This is a genomic window from Alteromonas sp. RKMC-009 (assembly GCF_003584565.2).
Classification (GTDB): Bacteria; Pseudomonadota; Gammaproteobacteria; order Enterobacterales; family Alteromonadaceae; genus Alteromonas.
This window is the reverse complement of record NZ_CP031010.1, coordinates 1,221,917-1,236,967: the sequence shown is the minus strand read 5'-3', so window position 1 is coordinate 1,236,967 and position 15,051 is coordinate 1,221,917. Positions and strand designations below refer to the sequence as shown.

The following is a 15,051-nucleotide window of genomic DNA, read 5'->3' as shown; positions in this document are numbered from 1 at the left end:
TCTGAGTTTCCATGCTGGTCTACACTACACCGCTAATTTTCCAAAAGGGTTACAATGCTGAATAAATTGATCTTATTACCGGTCAAAGGGCTGATCACCATACTGCCGTTTGCCATTACTATCTATTTTCTTGTCTGGCTGGTCAGTACCACGGAAGCATTGTTATCGCCTTTCCTTCCCGAAGATTACTACTTCCCGGGCCTGGGCGTCGTTACAGTCATTCTGGCCCTGACTGCCGTCGGCATTTTAATCAATGCCTATCTGTTTAACTGGGTTATTTTGTTAGGTGAACGCATTTTTGCCCGCGTTCCGGTAGTAAAAACCTTATTCGGTGCCGTGCAGGATGCAGTAGAACTGTTTGAAGTAAAGCCTGACGAAGACAGCAGAAAAGCGGTTTCTGTAGAAATGGAAGGTGGTATTAAGTTAATTGGCTTTATGACCAGCGATAAGGTGGCCAACAAGTTATTTCCTGATGAGGACAAAGTAGCCGTGTATTTACCCATGAGCTATCAGATTGGTGGATACACGCTGTACTTACCGAGGGAAAAAGTTACGCCACTGGATATTGATGTGGAAACTGCCATGCGCATAGCGGTAACCGGGGGTAATTCAATTGAAAAAGACAGTTAATCCGTCCTTTAGTTAACGGATTCAGGCCGCCATCCGGCGGCCTGAACAGAATTTACTTCGCGTAATCCACCACAAAGACGTCATCCAGAATGCCGAGTTCAGCGAGTAACTCACCGAACTTCTTGTGTTCCGGGTGAGGCAGATAATTATCCCGTGCCGCTTCATCAGTAAAGGTGAGCTGATAAATATGCGTAAAGCCTTTATTAAGCGCCTCAGGACTGTTATTCACCCCGTGCTCAAATGATTCAATACCGGGGATTTTATGCTCTAGCTCAGCAAACGCGCGGGTGACTTTATCAATATCCGCAGCACTCGCATCGCCGGTATATTTGAATACAACGATATGTCTGACGGTTTGTGACTCCGTATCTGCGTTAGCGTTAAAGGTTGCGCACATAAATAAACACCATAGTAATATTCGTATTTTCATTTTGACTCAGCATACTCTCTGGTTGATTGTTCTGACGTGTTTTTTTCGCCTGCCAGACCGGTTAACCGCGGGGTCATAGCAAACTTTGCTGCAATATCTTCTATCGTCTGTAACTGTGCCTCTCCAAGCTTACCGGCCCAGCCGGAAGTCACTTTACTGGTCTCCATTTTCTTTGTCGAATCAGGCACGTAAGCTGTTGAAGACGGCTTTTTAAAGTCCGGTACTATAATGTCATCACAATTCAGATATCCGGCAATCTTCTGGAATTCTAAATCAGGATTTCTGGCCAGCTCTTCAAACCGCACGTAATGAAGAGAGTCACCACCAAAGCTGTCTTCGATAAATTTTTCCGTAAGAAAATAATAGCCGGTAAGTCGCTCGAAATCTCCGGCTTTATCGATAGCACGGATGTCATCACTGAACCGGCTGAAGTAATCAGCCCTGCCATCGTTCACATTAAGCAAATGGTTGGTAAGAGAAAAATTTTCAAACGCACCTTCAGCCCAGTTTTTTCTTGCTTTAATGGAAGAGATTACGGCGCGGGGATCACGATAAATATGAATGACCGGGCACTGATAAGTATCTTTCAGATATTTCAGGCTTAATGCCCCTTTCACATACTTCACTACAACCCGGTTTTTAAAAGCCCTGCCCGGGTCGAGTAGTGCTTGATCACGCAACACAAACGGATTAGTCAGTATGCCTTTTTGCGCCTGATGCAAAAGCGCTTTCATAGCCGGAGACGGCGTATGTGCCGTCGTGGCATAAGGCATAAAACCGTTAATGTAAGCATATCCCGGGTCAGGAAGTGCGATACCCTGCACGGCTTTCTGAATATAACCGCACCGGGCCTGCAAAGGTTCAAACACCCGTTTGGCATTCAAACCTTCCGCGACCAATTCCTGTAACCACGTAGTACCACTACGCCAGAAACCGTTAATGACAACAGTTTCAGCGGTATTCACCCGCAATGCGTTTACCCTGTCGGGCGCACTTAACACATAACGTTTAAGCGCTTTCACATTTTCTAACATCAATGGGTTGTCCTGCTTATTATTCTGAACAGGTTAATATGCGTAAACTCACCAGTTGGATCTCGCCTCGCTCTCCCAGGCCCGCCAGACAAAACCAACACCTATACTGTAAGTCACATCTTTCTCATACAGCGGGCTGTCTTCATTGGCTGACCCCTGATTGAATTGCAAAGATGTGCCAAGAAACCCGCGAACTTTATTCATAACAGGAAAAGACAATCCCAGCGACACTTCTGATCCCAGATAACCACCTTTGGCATTAAATTGACGGCGTGTCGATGTAACATATGCCTCATCTACCTGATAAAAGTAGTCATGCAATTTTTCTGTCGCCCAGGTCATTCTGAATGCCAGACTCAGTCCGGTACTGTCGAAAAAAACGCCGCGCTGCTGATAGCGTAAAGTCGGTTCAAAAACATAACCCCTGGTATGCAAATCACCAAGATCTGTTGAAAATACAGCCCTTGCCTGCACTCTGCCGGTGAGCCTGCCATTTCCACCACGTTGGAATGAAAAATCCCGTATTTTGTAAATTAGCTGCGGACCGGCCTCAAACATATAATCCAGCTCTGGCATGCCTTCCCGCGCCGTATTGTCGTCGCTGTCGGCAGAGAACGCGCCGCTGAAACTCATGTCCAGTTCAAGTCTTTCATTTTCCAGAAATACAGCTCGTGCCCCGCCGTCACCGCCGATGCGAAAAATATCACCGCGATAGATAGCATACGGTGCAGCAAGTCCGACAAAATTTCGCTCTTTGGATGCGGGGTAATTCGGCACTTCTATCATGCCGCCGCCAATACCCACTTCCCACAATGGCTGCTTTTCATCAAGCGACTCAAAACCGGTCAGGTTGCGGTTAGGTGAGTCGCCTGTAGCGGCAGTTTCGTCGTCCGCAAGGGTGTAAAAGGCAGTCATCATGAGAAGCAGCATTGGCATTAAAAATGGTGATGAGCTCAATTCAAATCCCTTGTGTTGTCAGTGACATAATTGTGAGTACCGGAGCGGAAGCTGATACCGGCGTGAATCAACTGTTTACCATTTCGGATAGGCGGACAAACTCGTCATCCAGACTGTTTGACGGCATCGTCTCACCGGCACGGGTGTACCAGTAGCGGGCATTGAATTTATCGCCCTCTACCCGGTGCAGATAGCCGTGAATTAAACATGACAATGCATCATTTTCATTTTCGACAATCGCGTGTGCGCCGTCCCAGTTTCCCTGAGAGGCTTTGTCCAGCGCCTGCTGATGAAGGTTTGTCACTAATATTTTCCCCGTAAAGACAGTGTTTTCATTACCTTGTAAAACACTATATCACAGCCTTTTTTATTCGCATCACATACCCGTTATGTATCGACAGGCAACAAACCTTACTGGAAGAAATATTAACTAATAATGAAAAATTATAAAGCCCATAACTTTACATGATAACTATTATCATTTACATTCCCACCCCTAACGCACATCTCAATAAACTAATATTATTCAAGGAACACCCATGGCATACGATAAGTTGGGCTCCGGCGCTTTATTAACCGCGCTGGCAATTTCAGTGTCTGCAGCACATGCAGAGGAAGCAAAAACAGAGAAAACCGCAGCAGAAAAAGAGCAACAAGCGGTCGAACTGATCAAAATCCATGGTGTCCGCAACTCGATTTACAATGTAAAACGCTCAGGTGACGCCCGTCGTCTGGCCGACCTGATAGACACCCCTGCCACCATCACTGTACTGACAAAAGACCAGATTGAAGAATCCGGCCGTTCAGATCTTAAAGAAGTCTTGTCAACTCAGGCTGGTGTTACTCTGGGAACCGGCGAAAACGGTAACGCTTTCGGCGACCGCTATATTATCCGCGGACATGAAGCCCGTTCAGACGTATTTGTTGACGGCTTACGCGACCCCGGTATGAATACCCGCGAAAGCTTCTCCGTCGAACAAATTGAAATTACCAAGGGACCCAGCTCAACGTTTGCCGGTCGCGGCTCATCAGGCGGTGCCATTAACAGCATTACTAAAAAAGCCTCTCTGGATTACGACTTCGGCCGTGTGGATGTAGGTGCAGGCACTGACAACTATCTGCGCGGCACGGTGGATGTAAACACGCCGCAAACCGAAAACTTCGCTACCCGTGTGAATATCATGAAAGCCACGGAAGATGCGCCGAAACGTGACGGTGCTGAGCGTGAAAGACAAGGTGCGCTGATTTCAGGGCTGTACGATAACCTTACAGATCTCAAGGTATGGGCGGACTTCTATTATCTTAAAGCTGAAGATGTACCGGATCTGGGCTCCACAGCCGTAAACGATGTCATCATCGAAGATATTCCGGTATACGCGCAAAACGGTGACTTCCTTACTTCAGAAGCCACATCCGGCACCTTACGGGTTGAATATGAACTGAATGATGACTGGAAAATTTACAGCATTACCCGCTACGGTAAAACGGATAACGGCTATCTTGCCACCAGCGCCGGAGGTACCACAGGTTACGCCACAGAAGAGGACGCCACAAACGGCACCAATGGCTACACAACCTTCACCTTCGGAACACATTCCAACTGGCAGGATGTAGAGCATTTCGCAACGCAACTGAATCTGTTCGCCAATCTGGATACCGGCTCTGTAGAACACAAATTTTTGGTCAGCGCCGAATATGCTGATTACTCCGTATTGAACGGCCGCTATGCGGATACCGGTTCAGCTGCCACAACAAACTGCTGGGCATCAGGCCGCGGCGGCGTCAGCGAAACCTTCTGCGGACTGGACGCCAGCGGTAATGCTGCAGCCGGTCTGAACAGTGTCATCGACCGTTCTGCCGCTTATGAAGGCGATTATACGGCGGATTACAATTATGAAGTATCGGCATTGTCATTAATGGATACCATGCAGGTAACCAAGGAACTGATGGTATTTGCCGGCATCCGTTTCGACTCTTACGATTACAGCAACGGCACGGTTGGCCGCAGTGGTGCAGCAGACTTTGCTTATTCTGATACGCTGGTTAACGGTCACTTCGGCCTGGTCTATGAGGCCATGGACGATGTGAATCTGTATGCTTCTTACGGCACGGCTTCGAACATCAACGGTGGTGAATCTGATGTTGGCGGTAACTGCGGATACGGTGGTGTGTGTACCGATTCAGACGGCAATGCCTCAGCCGATCCGGAAACCGTAGAAAACCTGGAAATCGGTACAAAAATGTCCCTGAACGACGAATCGCTGTTTGTTCAGCTCGCCGCTTTCAAACTGACTAAAGACGATGTGATGGAAGGTGCCGGTCGTGGTTACGATGTCACAGGCTCACTGAATACCGGTAAACATGAAGTGACCGGGGTTGAAGTTGCGGTAAATGGTCAGGTAACAGAGGCCCTGAGTATTCAAATCAGTGGTGCCATTATGGATTCAGAAATCCTGGAGTCGGTCTCCAGTCCTGACAGCGTAGGCTTGCCACTGGCTCTGTTTGCGAATAAGAGTTTTTATGCGCAGGCCCGTTATCAGTTAACTGAAGATTTCGCTTTCGGTGGTGACTTCACTTATAAGGACAAGATGACAGGTGGTCAGCCTGACACAGGTTCTTCCGGTCCGGTTGTGCCGTCCTACAACCTGGTTAACCTGTTTGCTCTTTATAACTTTACTGACGATATTACCGTACGCCTGAACTTTGGTAACGTGTTCGATAAAGAGTATTATACCTCTACATACCGTGCACCGAAGTTTATGTACATCGGTGACCGTCAGTCACTGCGCGCCACATTAACCTACCAGTTTTAAGGAAATATCATGGTCCTGATTGAGCAATTGCTGTCAAAAGATGAAGTGCAGACTTTTCGTCAGCACCTCAGTCAGGTGCCGTGGCTGGATGGTAAAGGCACAGCGATGGGCATGTCTGCAGCAGTAAAAGACAATGCCCAGGCTGATCCGGAAAATGATACGGTACGGCAGTTAGCCAATCAGTTGCTGGCCAGATATGGCGAGCATCCGAAGCTGGTGTCTGCCGTGTTACCTCAAAAGATTTTCCCACCCTGCTTTAACCGCTACGGACAGGGAGAAACTTACGGTTTGCACGTTGATGCCGCTGTAATGCGCGTGCCACGCTCGCCGGATGTAATGCGTTCAGATATGTCGATGACACTGTTTCTGTCAGAACCGGACGAATATGAAGGCGGTGAACTGCTCATAAAAACAGAGTTTGGCGAACAAAAAGTAAAACCCCGTGCCGGTGATGCTGTCACCTATCCGTCCGGCAGCTTACATATGGTAACACCGGTCACTTCAGGTGTGAGACTGGCCGCTATCACCTGGATGCAAAGTCTGGTTCCGGACACACCGATGCGGGAAATCCTCTTTGAACTGGATCAGAACATTCAACAGCTCAGCGCGAACGACACGGTATCACGTGAGCAACTGGACAGCCTGCATCACGTTTATCATAACCTGATCCGCAAAAACGCCGTGTTCTGAATCTATCGGGAAACCGGTATTTGCAGGTACTCCTCATCACTGACCTTTTCCATCCACACCACATTTTTACCATCACCGAATTGCTGAATGGCGATATGTGACATCATGGAATGCTCCGTAGCACCGTGCCAGTGTTTAACACCGGGCGGGGTCCAGACCACATCGCCGGGCTTAATGGTTTGCTTTTCTTTACCCCATTCCTGAACGTATCCCGTACCTTCAGTAACAACGAGACGTTGTCCTTTGGGATGGGTGTGCCAGGCCGAGCGTGAACCTGGCGCAAAAGTGACACTGGCACCGGAAACACCGGCTTCTTTGTTACTGAAATACGGATTCACGATGCTGGTACCGGTGAAGAACTTGTCTGAGCCGGTGATTGCCTGCTGTTCACCGTTTTGCGTGACTTCAAGAGATTGCGCTGAAGACAATGAAGAAATAGCGAGTAAACAGACCACACTGAATGACGTTGCAAAAGTATGCATAAAACTGAGTTCCTGATGTTGGAAAGGTTATTCAGATTACGCCAAACCACCGCCAAAGTTTTTCAAAAGCTGTGCATAGCACCTATGAATCTTTTTAATAAATAGATGGGTTACAGTTACTTAGAAAGAGCCGGAACTCCCCGGGGTATACAATTAAAAAACGCCCGGAGGATCAGGCAATACTTTCACAGGATCAGACTATCGCTTCTCAGCAAATTGGCGCTATCTTTTACAGTCAGGGATATAAAGATTCATATTACGCATTAGCGCAATGCATATGCTGCCACCACGAAGAATCGCTTTCCCCCTGCATACAAACATTTTGAAACCCGTAATCTGAACAGGCCAGCTTCAAGGGAAATATCATGATTAAGCTTACCGTAAACGGTCGTCCCGAAACCTTTGACGGAGACCAGCAAATGCCACTGTTGTGGTATTTACGAGATGAAATCGCGCTTACCGGCACAAAGTTCGGGTGCGGTATGGCCCAGTGCGGTGCATGTACCGTGCACGTAAATGGCAAGCCGGTCAGATCCTGCGTCACTCCAATGCTGGCTTTGGAAGGAGCCGCTGTCGCCACCATTGAAGCCGCTGAAACCGACAGGATCGGTGCAGTTGTTCAGGCTGCCTGGATAGAGGAGCAGGCGCCACAATGTGGTTATTGCCAGTCTGGTCAAATCATGTCTGCGGTCGCGTTACTGAAAGAGAAAGCTGCGCCAACGGATGATGATATTGATGCCGCCATGAGCGGAAACATTTGTCGTTGCGCAGCCTATCCACGGATCCGCAGCGCTATTCACCGTGCGGCAAGGGAGCTGAAATAATGATCATTAACCCTCAACATCAGCAACAAACTGAAGCAGCGCAACATGGTGCTGCCATTACCCGCAGGCAGTTTCTGGCCGGCATGGGCGCATTGACACTGGCGGTAAACTTTAAAGGCCAGATTGCGCTGGCAGCAGAAAACGCCGGGGCTGATGTATTTATGCCCAACGCGTTTATTCAAATCGATAAAAACGGCTTTGTTACGATTATTTCCAGCTATATAGAAATGGGCCAGGGTACCTTTACCGGTCTTGCTACACTGGCGGCTGAAGAATTACATATTACACCGGAGCAACTGCAGGTGACAGGCTCCCCTGCCGACTTAGAAAAATACGGCAATCCGGTGCTGGCGGCGGTAGGTTTTAATGTGCAGGGTACCGGCGGCAGTACCGCTATGGCCGGAGCATGGAATGTAATGCGAACCGCAGCAGCATCGGCACGCCATATGTTACTTCAGGCAGCAGCCCTGGAGTGGAAAGTCCCGTTTAAAGAACTGGTTGTGGAAGACGGTATCGTTATTCACAAAGCAACAAATAAGCGTGCCGGTTACGGTGCCTTTATCGATGCCGCTGCAGAGTTACCGGTGCCTGATGCGGGTACACTTACGTTTAAAAAGCCGGCTGAGTATCAGCGCATCGGAAAAGCGGAAGGCATGCGCCGTGTCGACGTGCCGGAAAAAGTAAACGGCAAGGCTGTTTATACTCAGGATATCAAACTACCGGATATGCTGGTGGCCGTCATTGCTCACCCGCCAAGAAAATTCGCAAAAGTAGCCAGCGTAGACAAAGCGCCGGCCCTGGCGGTGCCGGGTGTCGTTGCGGTACTGGACATTCCCGGCGACAACGTAATTCAGGGCGGTGTAGCTGTGCTTGCTAAAAATACCTGGATTGCGAAGAAAGGCCGTGATGCACTGAATATTCAATGGGACGGGAATACAGGTTCACACGCCGGTACCGCTGCCCTGTTTGAAGAATACAGACAGCTGGCCGCGACGCCCGGGCTTGAAGTGGCAAATACCGGCCCGCAATTAGCTGAAGTGCCTGAAGGCGGTCATGAAATCGATGCGGTGTTTGAATTGCCTTACCTGGCTCACGCAGCAATGGAGCCGATGAACGCATTGATTCACCTTCAGGAAGACAGCTGTCATATGTGGAATGGCGAACAATGGCATACCGCAGACCAGGCAGCCATCGCCAAAGAGACCGGTTTGCCGGTTGAAAAAGTGCAGATCACCCAGCTTTATGCAGGTGGCAGTTTCGGTCGCCGTGCCGGCCCAAGCTGCGACTTTGTGATAGAAGCAGCCCGTATTGCTAAAGTTGCCCGTGCGCAGGGGCTTCACGTGCCCATCAAAATGGTGTGGCTGCGGGAAGAAGACATGGGTGGCATGCAGTATCGCCCGATGACAGTACACAACAACAAAATCATGATTAACGCCGATGGCAGTGTGGCTTCCTGGCGCTGGCGTGTTGTAGGGCAAAGTTTCTTCCCCATGCCGGCCACGCAGGTTGACCATACGCTGATGGAAGGTGCTCACGGCCTGCCCTACGCCATTAATAACATGCTGGTAGAGCAGCACCTGGTTAAAGGTGATGTGCCTGTTTCGTGGTTGCGCTCTGTAGGCCATACGCACTCGGCCTTTGTCGGCGAAGTATTGATTGATGAAATTGCCGCTAAAACCGGACAGGACCCTTACCAGTTCAGACGTAAATTACTGGCTGATGCGCCTGAATTTTTACACGTGCTGGATCTCGTTGCTGAAAAATCCGGCTGGAACACGCCACTTCCGCAGGGCAAAGAGGGCGAAAGGCGAGCGCGGGGTATTGCCATACGTCAGTCGTTTAACACCATCGTTGCTCAGGTAGCGGAAGTCACAGTGCGTCCAGACAACACCTACAAAGTAGACAAGGTATACTGCGCTGTGGATTGCGGCCAGGTAATTAACCCGGTCAATGTGGCGACACAGGTAGAGGGCGGGATCGGTTTTGCCATGTCATTCCTGAAACAGGAAATCACCCTGGAAGACGGTGTGGTAACACAGAGCAATTTCCACAATTATCCGGTTCTTCGCATCAATGAAGCACCGGCAGTGGAAGTATTTACGGTTGACTCCGTGAAGCCGCCAACGGGGATCGGAGAGCCCGGCGTACCGCCTGCCGTTCCGGCTATCTTAAATGCCATCAGCAGCATAACCGGTAAAGTAGTTCGCAGGTTACCGCTGGGCGCTAAAGTGCTGGCTTAGTCGCCGGTTGCAAAAATAGCTTCACTGCAGAGATAAAAAAGGGCCGGTGACTTACCTCACCGGCCCTTCTTTTTATTACCGGCTTTTAGCCGGCAGTTAGTCTTACCATCACAGCTTCTTTTACTCTGCGGCCGTAGTCTTCATCGGCGGCATCGTATTGTGCAAACATGGCTTCCTGCACATCAGCAGTTGCCTGACTTAAACCATCTGCAATATTGCTTACCAGTTGCTGCTTTTGCGATTCGTTCATGATGCGGTACAGCTCACCGGCCTGAGAAAAGTTATCATCATCCTGCGTATCGTAAATGTCCAGCCATGCATCCTGCTCCAGCGGCATGGGTGGCTCTGCATATTGCACAGCTTCTGCCGGCTCACCGGCCATAGCGCGGTTATTCGGATAGAAGTTAGCACCACTGCTTGCCAGTGCAGGGTTAATACCGGCAAAAGCACCGTCACGCTGGTAGTTGTGCACCGGGCATTTTGGCGCATTCACAGGGATCTGATTCACATTCGCGCCCACGCGGTAACGGTGTGCATCCTGATAAGCCAGCAAGCGCGCCTGTAACATTCTGTCCGGCGATACACCAATCCCCGGTACTAAATTATTTGGTGCAAACGCCGCCTGCTCGGTTTCTGCAAAGTAGTTGTCAACATTACGGTTCAGCTCAAGCTGCCCGATTTCCTTTAACGGGAAGTCTTTGTGTGGCCATACTTTCGTTAAATCAAAAGGATTTATGTGGTAGCTGCGGGCTTCCTCTTCCGTCATGATCTGCACCTTCACGGTCCAGGATGGAAAGTCACCGTTATCAATGCTGGCAACCAGGTCCTGCTGTGCGCCGAAGGCCGGCATTTGTGCAGCTTCTTCAGTGGTCAGGGTTTTAATCCCCTGATTAGTTTTGAAGTGCCATTTCACCCAGTAACGCTCACCTTTACTGTTCCACAAACTCAAAGTATGGGAGCTGTATCCGTTCACATGACGGTATGATAACGGGATCCCGCGGTCAGACATCAAAATGGTGGACTGGTGCAACGATTGCGGGTTATTCGCCCAGAATTCGTAAACCGCCTGCGGATCAGGCAGATTCGTCCGCGGATTTTTCTTCTGGCTGTGGATGAAGTCGGGGAATTTAATCCCGTCCCGTAAGAAGAATACCGGCGTATTATTGCCCACCATATCCCAGTTTCCCTGCTCTGTGTAAAACTTCACAGCAAAGCCACGGGGATCACGGGCATAATCACTTGAATCCTGGCCGCCGCCTACTGTGGAAAAGCGCAGAAATACCGGTGTTTGCTGACCTTCCTGCTGCAGGAAATCAGCTATCGTATAATCCGACAGGCTGTTGGTCAGCGTGAAGGTGCCGTAAGCTGCACTGCCTCTGGCATGGACAACACGCTCGGGAATACGCTCGCGGTTAAAATGAGCCAGCTTCTCAAACAGGTAGTGATTGTCGAAAGTCACCGGACCGCGACGACCCGCAGTGCGGCTCTGATTATCATTCGCAACCGGCGCGCCGTTAGCCGAGGTTAACGTAACAGATTGAGGGTTCTTACCCGAAAATGGACACTGACTCATAATATTATCCTTCTGAACTGACACTATTGTGATGGACAGATTTTTATTTAAGTGCTCAGGTAGAGACTGTTTCTGTCCGTTAAGAAGATTATGGTCGATTACTATTTTTGAATAAAACGAAGTAAATTGATTGTTTAGATTGATTTTAAAGATTAGAAACCCGAAGTTTAATCGGGATCTAAAAAGCCAGCTATCCCCAAGGATAACTGGCCCGATAAAGATAACAGGTTAAGTAATCGCTCAAGGCTTTTCAGGGGCGTCCTGAAGCAATGTTTTAATTGACTCATTACCGGCGAGGTCTGCAAGATCTATCAGATAGCTTTTTTGCAACTCGTCCAGCGTTTGTCCTGCCAGCAGTTGCTTTACTCTGTCTTCTTCACCATTGGCTATCGCCGTTTTCAGTCCGGACATATTGGCTATGGGATTCACTATTGTTTCTCCTCAGCGGTGATTACAAACGTTCACAGAAAACAAAGCCCGCCGGAGGGCGGGCGCTTTACGTTTCATCAAATTAGCTTTTCATTTTCATCAGGCCTTCGGCCTCAACGGTGAAGGTATTGAAGAATTCTTCTTCCATCTCGCCAGTAACGCGGACCCGCTCGCCCTTAATCAAGGTGAGTTTGCCATCCTGATCCAACGGCATGTCATCAAGATCGTCCAGCTCTACAGTTAGCGTTGAGTCGCCTACTTTTAGCTGCAGTGCTTTTTTACCGATAGACTGAACTGTACCTACCAGCACCATTTCTTCGTCATCCACGTCCAGTGAGTTTGCCGCGCTCAGATACATATCTGCAGAGTGCTGGTCCACATCGTCAGCCAGAAAGGTCGTTTCCAGCTCGTCCACAAAGACACTTTGTGCCACGATTCGGGAGTCAGTAAATAAACCATCATCCAGCTGTGCGGTTACCATGACATCTTTCCCTTCAAGTTCTTCATAAGCCTGTGCATCCAGGTCAGTATTATGAAGCTCTACGAAAATGGTGCCGTCACCGTAATCCAGCGTGAAGAACTTTGAATCCACATCAGTGACTTCACCAGTGAGCGTTATCCAAGTGTCCGGCATATCAGCCAGACGCGTTGTGGTGTTGGAGTCCTGAGCCTGCATCACAGCTTTATTCATCCGGTCACGGGCGTTGGTCTGTTGCTGATTTTCCATTTTCACCGGCTGCATGGCACCGGTCTGTGTTTCAACCTGTTTGGCTGCAGCGGCACCGGCAACACTGGATAAAGTTGCAGTAACAAATACAGCAGCTAATGTTTTCTTCGTGTTCATCATAATGACCTCCTGAATTGATATGTCTTTTGAGAACAATGAATAGTCATTCGGAGTTAGCTGATGCAAAGCCAGTGCCGCCCATTCAAATCAATAACTTAGAATGAAAAAGAGGGAAGTTAGGAGATTGCAGAGAAGAAATATCCTCCCGCAAGAGTGTAGAGATTACAGGTTAAACCAGAGAACCGCCTTTCAGGTACAGTGCGGTTATCGCATTGCTTTCTACAGGTTTGGAGAACAGGTAGCCCTGACCATAGTCACACCCCATTGCCAGCAGTTTTTCTGCCTGCGCTTTGTCTTCAATTCCCTCTGCAACCATTTTACAGCCAAAGGATTTTGATAAGGCGAGTGCTGTAGAAACAATTGCCAGATGTTTATCGTTCGTCAGCATGTCGCAAATAAACGCGCGGTCAATTTTAATAATATTCACATTGAGGTTGGCAATATAAGCCAGAGAGCTCATCCCTGTACCAAAGTCATCGATGGTCAGCGTGACGCCCAATACTTTTAGGGCATCCAGACGACTTTGAATACTTTCGATATTCATGCTGGTTTCGCTTTCTGTGAGCTCAATTTCCAGCAAACTGGCAGGCACATCAAACTGTTCCAATGTGCCTGCAATGAAGTCCACAAGACCGGGGTCCAGCAAGTTATAGGGGGACAAATTCAATGCCAGCGGAAGTTCAATCTGCTGTGAGCGCCACGCCGCCAGTTGCTTAATACTTTGACAGATAATATAACGGCCAAACTCCTGTACCCGGCCGCTATGCTCAATCAAATCGATAAATGCTCCCGGCGGCAGTATCCCGTCAATGGGATGATGCCAGCGTGCCAGCGCCTCTACCCCGATAATATCTCCGTCTTTCAGCGAGACCTTTGGCTGATAGTAAAGCTTGATCTCTTCCCGCTCCAGCGCACCGGTCAGTTCAGCGCGTAATCTGAGCTGTTTTTTATAATCAACTGCATTGCTTTCGTCAAAGAGCATCCAGCCACAGCGCAGTTGCTTAGCTTTGTACATCGCTGTATCAGCGTTAATGATTAAGCTTTCACCGGAATCAGCGTGTGTAGGATAATGGGCAATTCCAATGCTGGCACCGGTATTAATCGCCAGATTATTAATCATCACCGGTGCATCGCATTGCTCCACCAGAGACTTTGCCAGCCCTTTAGCTTCATCAATATTAAGGCCGGGTGCCCAAATTATAAATTCGTCACCGCCGACCCTTACCAGTACCTGATTGCTGCTTAATGCACCATGCAATCTGAGGGCAATTTCAACAAGCAACTTGTCACCGGCAGCATGACCAAAAGAGTCATTTACCTCTTTAAATTTATCCAGATCGATGACGAATAAACAACCCTGCCCCGCGACCGGTTCATCCATACTGTCTGCAGAAGAGGAAGCGTTATCTATACAGGTTTCCAGTAAGTCATCCAGAAAACGGCGGTTTGGAAATCCTGTCAGGCCATCATGGGTTGCAATTTTCGCCAGTGCATCATTCTTTTGTTGCACCCGTTTAGCAATAAAAGACGACAACGTCAGCGCGAGCCAGATGGCGATCCATAATACAACAACAGACACAATGGAGAGTCGCTTAGCCACCATGGCCATGGTGAGGTCCAGAGAAGTGGTAGTCTGAATGAGGTCGAGTTTATAACCGTTTCGTTCAGCATGGATGTACAGAAATTTTTCATCACCGAACTCCAGCATGCCTCTGGCGAGATCAGTGTGATCTGCAAGGTACTGACGAAAATCATCCGCCTGACTGGCTTTCAATCCACGAACATAAACCCAAATACCTTCGTCGCGGCTAACACGGGCAAAAATACCAGCTTCTTCCTCGTTTCCTCCGTAGATCATAGTCGCCACAGAGGCTGCACTGGCAGCGAGTCCGTCATTGTTAGAAACCAGTTCACTTAAAATGATGTTGGCTTCTTTTTCCATCGCCTGCAAACCGGTTTCCACGCCCAGTTCTGCGGTGAGCCGGTAAGACACTACGACGTATATGACAGATACAAACAGCGACACACCAAGACACGCAAGGATGAGCCTGGTTCTGAAGGATTTGTCTCTGGTTAACTCAGAGAGTTGTACCATCTATAAC

14 protein-coding genes are annotated in these 15,051 nt (G+C 48.9%); 5 read left to right on the top strand and 9 right to left on the bottom strand.

All coding sequences use genetic code 11. From position 1 onward, the window contains the following. Nucleotides 1-54: 54 nt before the first annotated feature. Nucleotides 55-630, top strand: coding sequence for a DUF502 domain-containing protein (locus DS731_RS05330; protein ID WP_119500348.1), 576 nt, complete (start codon nt 55-57; stop codon nt 628-630). A gap of 52 nt (nt 631-682) precedes the next feature. Here DS731_RS05330 and DS731_RS05325 read toward each other — a convergent pair whose 3' ends face one another. The 4 genes from DS731_RS05325 to DS731_RS05310 form a co-directional block, all read right to left on the bottom strand. Beyond that, nucleotides 683-1,027, bottom strand: coding sequence for a Dabb family protein (locus tag DS731_RS05325; protein ID WP_119500347.1), 345 nt, complete (start codon nt 1,025-1,027; stop codon nt 683-685). A gap of 29 nt (nt 1,028-1,056) precedes the next feature. After that, a complete protein-coding gene (locus DS731_RS05320; protein WP_119500346.1) occupies nt 1,057-2,094 on the bottom strand; it encodes a sulfotransferase in 1,038 nt (345 codons plus the stop codon). Between the two features lie 48 nt (nt 2,095-2,142). After that, on the bottom strand, nt 2,143-3,051 hold the full coding sequence (locus DS731_RS05315) for a MipA/OmpV family protein (protein ID WP_232373486.1): 909 nt from the start codon (nt 3,049-3,051) through the stop codon (nt 2,143-2,145). Between the two features lie 67 nt (nt 3,052-3,118). Continuing rightward, nucleotides 3,119-3,355, bottom strand: a complete 237-nt coding sequence (locus DS731_RS05310) for a hypothetical protein (RefSeq protein WP_119500344.1) — start codon at nt 3,353-3,355, stop codon at nt 3,119-3,121. A 235-nt stretch (nt 3,356-3,590) separates the two neighbouring features. Between DS731_RS05310 and DS731_RS05305 the strand changes: the two genes are divergently transcribed. Both DS731_RS05305 and DS731_RS05300 read left to right on the top strand, forming a co-directional pair. Further along, nucleotides 3,591-5,864, top strand: a complete 2,274-nt coding sequence (locus DS731_RS05305; RefSeq protein WP_119500343.1) for a TonB-dependent receptor — start codon at nt 3,591-3,593, stop codon at nt 5,862-5,864. Between the two features lie 9 nt (nt 5,865-5,873). Continuing rightward, nucleotides 5,874-6,554: a Fe2+-dependent dioxygenase gene (locus DS731_RS05300; protein WP_119500342.1), complete on the top strand. Its 681-nt coding sequence runs from the start codon at nt 5,874-5,876 to the stop codon at nt 6,552-6,554. Nucleotides 6,555-6,556: 2 nt separating this feature from the next. Here DS731_RS05300 and DS731_RS05295 read toward each other — a convergent pair whose 3' ends face one another. Then, nucleotides 6,557-7,036: a (R)-mandelonitrile lyase gene (locus DS731_RS05295; protein ID WP_119500341.1), complete on the bottom strand. Its 480-nt coding sequence runs from the start codon at nt 7,034-7,036 to the stop codon at nt 6,557-6,559. 365 nt (nt 7,037-7,401) lie between these two features. On the opposite strand from DS731_RS05295, the gene DS731_RS05290 reads away from it, so the two are divergent. Continuing rightward, nucleotides 7,402-7,860 carry a (2Fe-2S)-binding protein gene (locus DS731_RS05290; RefSeq protein ID WP_119500340.1) on the top strand — a complete coding sequence of 153 codons (459 nt, stop codon included), beginning with the start codon at nt 7,402-7,404 and terminating at the stop codon, nt 7,858-7,860. Further along, complete coding sequence (locus DS731_RS05285; RefSeq protein WP_119500339.1) at nt 7,860-10,100, top strand: xanthine dehydrogenase family protein molybdopterin-binding subunit; 2,241 nt, start codon at nt 7,860-7,862, stop codon at nt 10,098-10,100. The genes DS731_RS05290 and DS731_RS05285 overlap by 1 nt, the downstream gene beginning before the upstream one ends. Nucleotides 10,101-10,185: 85 nt before the next feature. Here the strand turns inward: DS731_RS05285 and DS731_RS05280 are convergent, their stop codons facing one another. The 4 genes from DS731_RS05280 to DS731_RS05265 form a co-directional block, all read right to left on the bottom strand. Beyond that, nucleotides 10,186-11,673, bottom strand: a complete 1,488-nt coding sequence (locus DS731_RS05280; protein ID WP_119500338.1) for a catalase — start codon at nt 11,671-11,673, stop codon at nt 10,186-10,188. 240 nt (nt 11,674-11,913) lie between these two features. Then, nucleotides 11,914-12,102: a hypothetical protein gene (locus DS731_RS05275; RefSeq protein WP_150154239.1), complete on the bottom strand. Its 189-nt coding sequence runs from the start codon at nt 12,100-12,102 to the stop codon at nt 11,914-11,916. An 82-nt stretch (nt 12,103-12,184) separates the two neighbouring features. Next, nucleotides 12,185-12,949: a hypothetical protein gene (locus DS731_RS05270; RefSeq protein ID WP_119500337.1), complete on the bottom strand. Its 765-nt coding sequence runs from the start codon at nt 12,947-12,949 to the stop codon at nt 12,185-12,187. Nucleotides 12,950-13,118: 169 nt separating this feature from the next. Continuing rightward, nucleotides 13,119-15,044: a putative bifunctional diguanylate cyclase/phosphodiesterase gene (locus DS731_RS05265; protein ID WP_119500336.1), complete on the bottom strand. Its 1,926-nt coding sequence runs from the start codon at nt 15,042-15,044 to the stop codon at nt 13,119-13,121. Nucleotides 15,045-15,051 lie beyond the last annotated feature (7 nt).

Excerpts from the sequence above, each read along its gene's own strand:
- DS731_RS05330 (WP_119500348.1), top strand. The coding sequence starts at position 55 with ATGCTGAATAAATTGATCTTATTACCGGTCAAAGGGCTGATCACCATA.
- DS731_RS05325 (WP_119500347.1), bottom strand. The coding sequence starts at position 1,027 with ATGTGCGCAACCTTTAACGCTAACGCAGATACGGAGTCACAAACCGTC.
- DS731_RS05320 (WP_119500346.1), bottom strand. The coding sequence starts at position 2,094 with ATGTTAGAAAATGTGAAAGCGCTTAAACGTTATGTGTTAAGTGCGCCC.
- DS731_RS05305 (WP_119500343.1), top strand. The coding sequence starts at position 3,591 with ATGGCATACGATAAGTTGGGCTCCGGCGCTTTATTAACCGCGCTGGCA.
- DS731_RS05300 (WP_119500342.1), top strand. The coding sequence starts at position 5,874 with ATGGTCCTGATTGAGCAATTGCTGTCAAAAGATGAAGTGCAGACTTTT.
- DS731_RS05295 (WP_119500341.1), bottom strand. The coding sequence starts at position 7,036 with ATGCATACTTTTGCAACGTCATTCAGTGTGGTCTGTTTACTCGCTATT.
- DS731_RS05290 (WP_119500340.1), top strand. The coding sequence starts at position 7,402 with ATGATTAAGCTTACCGTAAACGGTCGTCCCGAAACCTTTGACGGAGAC.
- DS731_RS05285 (WP_119500339.1), top strand. The coding sequence starts at position 7,860 with ATGATCATTAACCCTCAACATCAGCAACAAACTGAAGCAGCGCAACAT.
- DS731_RS05280 (WP_119500338.1), bottom strand. The coding sequence starts at position 11,673 with ATGAGTCAGTGTCCATTTTCGGGTAAGAACCCTCAATCTGTTACGTTA.
- DS731_RS05270 (WP_119500337.1), bottom strand. The coding sequence starts at position 12,949 with ATGATGAACACGAAGAAAACATTAGCTGCTGTATTTGTTACTGCAACT.
- DS731_RS05265 (WP_119500336.1), bottom strand. The coding sequence starts at position 15,044 with ATGGTACAACTCTCTGAGTTAACCAGAGACAAATCCTTCAGAACCAGG.